General features: G+C 49.0%; 2 protein-coding genes. Both read left to right on the top strand.

The genetic code is table 11. The annotated features are described in order from the left end of the window. Nucleotides 1-273: 273 nt before the first annotated feature. A complete protein-coding gene (locus tag Q0835_RS29940) occupies nt 274-504 on the top strand; it encodes a hypothetical protein (RefSeq protein ID WP_298967134.1) in 231 nt (76 codons plus the stop codon). 166 nt (nt 505-670) lie between these two features. Beyond that, nucleotides 671-898 carry a hypothetical protein gene (locus tag Q0835_RS29935; RefSeq protein ID WP_298967132.1) on the top strand — a complete coding sequence of 76 codons (228 nt, stop codon included), beginning with the start codon at nt 671-673 and terminating at the stop codon, nt 896-898. Nucleotides 899-1,211: the final 313 nt, after the last annotated feature.

Below are 1,211 nucleotides of genomic sequence, written 5' to 3'. Positions count from 1 at the left end.
TTTGCAAGATATGGACTTCAGAACCTGATCGTTTCAGACTTAATCCGATCCATCAAATGCCGGGACTGAACACCTAGACCTGACAAACAGAGCTTCAAAGGCCGTAACTTTCAAGTAAAATCGAAACTTCTACAACTAGATTTCTTCCGTTATGCCATATAAACGCCCTCGAACAACCTTTTATCCTTCCAATTCTAGTCACACTTTCCTCCCACGTTGAAAGGGCCACACAGGCATATGAGTTGAATACACAATCTCTACAGGAGATCTATAATGCTTAAAAATACAATGATTGCCGCAGCCGTTGGAACATTTGCGATGACCTCGGCGGCTCTGGCCCAAACGCCAGAATTCAGCACGGTTGATGCTAACGAGGACAGCCTTCTCACACTTGAAGAACTGAACTCCGCCGGGGTGCCCATCACCGAGGATATTTTCAAAGCCGCCGACACGAACGAGGACGGTGCTCTGGATAGCGAGGAGTACAGCCGCATTGAGCTGTAATCGCGCGATTGCAGGTTGAGAGGCTGTCCGGGAGTTTTTCGTTCTTGTCTCCCGCTACAGAACTTGACGAACCGACGTCTCCAACGTGTTAGGCTGATCCAACCGCCCCCTTGGGTCAGCCTAATTTGCAAAACAAGCGCCACGAAAATCTCAGCACACACAGTGCATGACAATCACCCTCTTGTTTAAACACTTTTGCGAAGGAAGTGGTCACATGAACGTCCTGATAAAGCTTGTTACGCTTACCCTTTTTGTTATTACACTTGCAGCCTGCAATCAGGAAACTCCTGACCAGCAAGGAAGTGCGCCAGAACAAACTGACAATGGCGGCATGCAAGACGGTTCTGCAAATGAGGGGTCTTCAACTGACCCAACTGCTCCGGCGACCCAATAACGGAAGAGGGCATTGCCACCATATTCTTGTGCAGACCAATGTCCCCTTGGAAACCGTTCTTAGTCATCTTCTCAATTGCATTCATTGGGGTACTGTTCGTTATTGCCTTTGGCTCATGAGTGAGCCGTCAGGATTCTCAGTGTATGTACTAATACCAGCGAGCGCAGAGTTTGACTCAGTTTTTGGGGTTTCCAAAGAGGCCCAAGTCTGAATCCATGGGTTCCTTCGATTCGGAGGGCCTTGTTGCATGGATCGCCACGCCGCAGTATCTCCAACGTTCACTCTGACGCGAGCGACTGTCGATGCCTTACAA

The organism is uncultured Roseibium sp. (assembly GCF_947499295.1).
Classification (GTDB): Bacteria; Pseudomonadota; Alphaproteobacteria; order Rhizobiales; family Stappiaceae; genus Roseibium.
The sequence above is the reverse complement of the archived record's forward strand: the minus strand, read 5'-3'. Positions and strand labels throughout refer to the sequence as shown.